Source organism: Caballeronia mineralivorans PML1(12) (genome assembly GCF_001028175.1).
Classification (GTDB): Bacteria; Pseudomonadota; Gammaproteobacteria; order Burkholderiales; family Burkholderiaceae; genus Caballeronia; species Caballeronia mineralivorans.
This window is the reverse complement of record NZ_AEJF01000216.1, coordinates 1-5013: the sequence shown is the minus strand read 5'-3', so window position 1 is coordinate 5013 and position 5013 is coordinate 1. Positions and strand designations below refer to the sequence as shown.

Below are 5013 nucleotides of genomic sequence, written 5' to 3'. Positions count from 1 at the left end.
CAACGCGGCATGCGTGTGCCGGCACAGATCCAGCCAGTAAGGAAAGGTCGCGAGGCGTGCCTGCGCAAAGCGCGCAAGCGCAAGGGGATCGGCGTCCGCCGTCATCCGGCTCAAGGCGTCGAGTTCGGAAACCGGCGGCGGCGGGATTCTCGTCTCCCCCGCGCTCGCTAACGGTGTTGCGTCAAGAAGCGACCACGCGACGACGCCATTGAGCCGATACGCGAATGCAAGAGTCGGCTGCCGCGTGAAGCAGATATCGAGAAGCGGTGTCAGTCCGCGCAGCACTTCAGAGGCGACGCGCTCAAGTTGATCGACGTCCGCCGTGTCCGGCAAGGGCACGGGCAACGGATTGGCCAGCATGGCAGACGTGGTACGCGCAGGCACGGCACTGCCTGCCGCAGGCGCGTCGGCTTTCGGCACAGGAACCGCGCTGTCTGAAGCGGGGGCCAGCGCTATATGAGTATCCACCTCCGACGTCAGACGCGTCAGGACGCGCCGCAACCGGTGCAATGGCGGTGCCTCCGCGTCACGCTCCCGCCAGAACGCGTCGATTGCGTTCCAGTCATCCGTCAGTCCGGCAAGGACGGTAGCGGGGAGAGAGGGGAGTGTCGACAGCCTGTCTCCCGGCAGCAAGTCCTCGACCCTGTCCATAAACCAGGTGGCTAAATTCCGCCGCGCGCGAAGCCGGGCCGGCGGCGGCGTCATCGTGTCCCAGCTCAGCGTAATGACGTCGCGCAACACCCGCACACCCTCAGCCAGTCCTCCAGGGCCGGACAGTTGCAGCCGGGCGATGGCGAACCATACGGCTACCGCCAGATCCTGACCTTCGTCGCGAAGAACAGACTCGCCGCGCGTCGCGACGATCGACCAGTCGACAGCCGACGTCCCATGGATATCGGTCAACTTGTCAATCTCGACTTGCAGAATGGCGAATGCGTCACCTTCGCGAACGTTACCGTTCGGCGGCACTGCGATTTCCTGCCCCCCCATACCGTCCTCGTTCGCGCACGTTGCTGTTCAACTGCCCTCTTCGCCCGCCATCGGGAAAGATTTCGAGCTGCTGGCCCGGTCCTGCCTGCAACGCCTGGGATACGTGCCGCAACCCGCACTCGCTCTTTGTCGAACAATGAGGCACGTGCGAATGGGCGGCAACCACCGACGGTATTTTTCCGACAGCCTTTGCGTTTTGGCGAAAGTTTTGCGCCCCGGACCCTGACTTGGAAACCGCGGCGACATCTTCCATCCGTCACATGAAGTCAGTCCCGCTGCGCTTCGTCTGCGTCCACGAACATCTCGGAGATGCTGTCCCGCAAGCGGGAGATCGCCTCTCAGAAAGTTTGCCCCGCGCCTTTTCCCGTACGCTGGCGGGAAAGCCGGTCGAGCGCTTCTTAAGGTCGCGCAACGCATGACATCCATCGACACCCGCGGGCACGTGATCGCGATCATGGCTTGCCGGTGCGGCAAGCTCGCTCACCGGGGGATGCCGGCACGCTGCACCTACTGCGACAAAACCGCCGCCACGAGGTGATCCGCACGACGATCATTCCAGTGGGAATTTAGTGTGTTCAGGACGCGAAGCCGATAGGTCACCTGAAGGTCCTGGACGGCGTGCACAATCGGATCGAACGCGGCCGATTCCACGTCCTGCGGGTGGGCGCCGAGCGACGCGGCCAGCTCCGCCAGTGGTTTGACACGATCCCGTTCCGGAAGGCTTTCGATCATGCCGAGGGTACGTATGATCGCGGTCGCCTTATCTTCTGTCGAGCCCTTCATCGTTCGAATCTCGCGGGCCGCTGTCGCCAACGCTTTAACCCGGAATTTCGGTGGATAGTGTCCGATGACGTCGAGCGTTTTGCGAATTCCTTTCGCCGTCTGCTCTGGATGAGTCTCGATTCTCGAACTAAAAAATCCCTCGCAAGGCGCGATTCCACCGTTAAGTGGCGCAACCCGTTCAGCAAACATCATATAGGCCGCCTCCTCATCACCAACGTGTAGTTCCTGGATTGCATTGCTCAGGTGATCCAGCGGTAGCACCGCATACTCAACCGGAGTGACTTGCAGAAAACGTACGGTGATATCCAGAAGGCGCTCGAACATGTCGAACCTGGCTTTACGCGACGGCATCGTCCTGAGAACGTCACGAACCGGCGTCGCCGTCAACAGATCGGCCGACAGGTCCGCATCATCAAGGCCATCGACCGCGTCGAGAACATAACCGGTTGCCTGCACGCAGTTCGCGCCGCTTGCCCGCCCGATCTGATAGCGCAACGCAATCAACGGTTCGGCCCGGTAAGCCGAAGGGAGTGTCTGGATTGTGTCTACGATCGCCTTGACGACGGTGATCGGCAAATAGGCCAGGGCATTCCCGCGGTCCCCGAGGAGACTGTGAACCAGATCCGCGAGCACGCCCGCGCGGAACCCGTCTGGCCACCCATCGACCATAGCGAAGAGGTCTTCTACCGCATTCTTCCGCTCCTCGGCCGGCAGCAGGCGCATCGGCCGGGCCAAATCGCCCACCAGCGACGCCGCGTGCGGATCTGGACGGTTGCGAAGAAGGTCACCGGCGGCCATCTTGAGTTCGTCAAACACGGCTCGTTTCCATTCGTGAAACACATCATCCCTGATGGGGTGCTCCCCAATAGAAACTGCGAGCTTCGAGAGCACGGCTGCGCGCTCCGCGCCAGAAAGCCCGCCGGCAGCCGTGAAGATCTGCTTGAGAGCCGGCTCGCGAATCTCGCCCAATGCCGGCCAGTACCCCCAGTCGAACTCGCACACCGTAATGCCCAGCAATACGGGGTCCGGATGGTGCCGGCTGAGGTCCAATGTTACATTTAGGATATCTACACATGCATGCCCCCTTTCATTGTAAGGTACCAACCAGAGACGGCTCACCGCCACGGAAAGAACCTTGGCCCACGAAGCGAGGGACAATCCGCCAGAACCGCCTTCACGGCCCCCGGGTGAAATGGCGTCGGCCACGATGCTGAGCAACCGGGACACATCTCTCAGACGCATGATGTTGGACGCTTGCCCGATCAGTCTGTCAAATCGCGCAGTGCGATCAAGAACGCGGTCCATCGTCTGGCTCGCCGCCGCGAGATTGAGGCGATCCTTTGGCCGGGACAAACATCCGACCATGTGCAGGAGCACTTCCGGCGGCAACCTTTCCAGCTCGCTCGACGGCTCGATCCACAAGCGGAACTCAATGTTGTTCAGCCTGACGGTTCTGTTTGTGAGCACCGGTCCAGATGCCTGCTGACCACGCCGATCCGTTTCCAGAATAACCCTGTCGCGATACCTCACCGGAATCCGGTCTCGCATCTTGTCAGGACTCGTTTGCTCACAGTCCAGATGGTCGACAATGAACTGGATGAAGTCCTCGTCATTGAGCTTGCCGTCAGCGGTAAACGCCTTTTCCGTCTCGACTGCGGAGATATAAATCTTCACCATCAGGTCGACCGAGCTACACGTGATCTCCTTGCTAAAAGGCCACGGCCAGGTGTTCCTGCTCAACTCCAGCGCGGCGTGCTCGAACACCGTGTTACCACATTCGCCGTGATAACCCAACGATGCCTTGAGGTATTCAGATATCACTTTTCCTGAGGAATCCCGGTTGATCTCTTTGTCGATCTCATTGCACGCCAGTTTCAGCGTGGCCGCCTTCCTGTCGGATGTATTCGCGGGCGCAACACGGCTCAGCGAACGGCCCGGAAGCTTCTCGTTCAGAGTGGACCGGTACTCAGGGGCACGCCGGTCCGGCGAAGAAGACCCAAATAGATGCATTGCTCCACCCATGGTGTAGTGTGTTTCATTCGATTTGTCCGTGTACACCGGAAACCCGCCCTGGTCCGCCGATATTGAATACCCGTCGAGCGGGCTACCAGCCGCCCGGGAACGAGCCGCGCAGATCGGCCGGCAACTGTTCGACCGTAGCAAGAAGGGAGTTCCACGCGTTGTCCCGTACGTCATCGGGAAGCAACTCACTCGTTCTAAACAAGCGACGCACCGGAAAATCCGCAGTCCAGGCCAGGTCACCCTCAAGGAGGCGGCGAGTCACGACCAGAACCCTGTTGAACATGGCGCCTCTGTCACCGTCTACCAAACGTTCGACGACTTGATCGACCGGGAATGCCAGGATCAGGACGGCTGTCACGTCATCGCGCTCGAGTTCCTGAATCATATCGAGGACGCGGTTAGCTACGCCCGCGAGTTCCGTGTTGCGTAGTACGCCGATCTTGCCGCTCAGTGCGGCCAGCGGTCGCGCCCGATAGCCCGAAGGAAGCCGGCTGATTGCATCCAGTACGGCAGTAAACATGACCTTGGTCCCCCCGTGCCACACATCCAGGGAGCCTCCATTGGAGGCCAGTTTCTCGAGCGCCTGCGAACGCTCCTCGTCGGGCAACGCTTCGATCATTCCAACAAGGCTATTTACTCTCTCTCGCCCTGCTGTACCAGGCAGCTTGCTGAGCGCGTAGGCCAGACTGTCCACCGGCAAAGCGGGCGGCCGATTTTCATTGCGGCAGCGAAGCGTATCGGTGGCGGTCAGGAGCCTGTCAAACATCGTGATTCTGTCGTCTGCCAGGAGTTTCCACAGACTCTCCGCGAGTACATGGAGCAGCGCGGTGCACGCCTCATCAGGAATCTTGTCTGCGAGTCTGATGAGCCTGTCGAATGCCCTCGCCCTTTCGTCCCCGGTGTCCAGCTTTCCGATGTTGCGAGCTAGTGCCGCCAGTGGCCGCCCCTGATGAGCAGGCAGCAGATTCGACGTTGCCTCCAGGATACAGTCGAACACGCGCTGCCTTTCGACGGGGTGAAACTTCTCAAAACGACTGGAGAATCTCGAAAGCACCTCGGCTCGGCCACGAGGCGGCAGCTCGCCGATGGCGCCCACACGACCTTCGCTTTCACCGGCGTCGTCCCCGGCGCCGAGCAGACGCGACACTTCAACCAGAGACTGGAGGTTTTTTGCCCGTGTGGCGATCCGATCAATTAGAAGCTGCTCACGAAGCGCCT

3 protein-coding genes are annotated in these 5013 nt (G+C 60.7%); all 3 read right to left on the bottom strand.

Features of this window, described 5'->3' with window-relative positions; genetic code table 11:
* Positions 1-990 (bottom strand): TssA family type VI secretion system protein (locus EOS_RS35855; protein WP_047896966.1); only part of this gene is annotated, 990 nt, incomplete at its 3' end.
* 507 nt (positions 991-1497) lie between these two features.
* A complete protein-coding gene (locus EOS_RS35850; protein WP_152693241.1) occupies positions 1498-3831 on the bottom strand; it encodes a hypothetical protein in 2334 nt (777 codons plus the stop codon).
* Positions 3832-3877: 46 nt separating this feature from the next.
* Positions 3878-5013 (bottom strand): hypothetical protein (locus EOS_RS47295; protein WP_047896964.1); only part of this gene is annotated, 1136 nt, incomplete at its 5' end.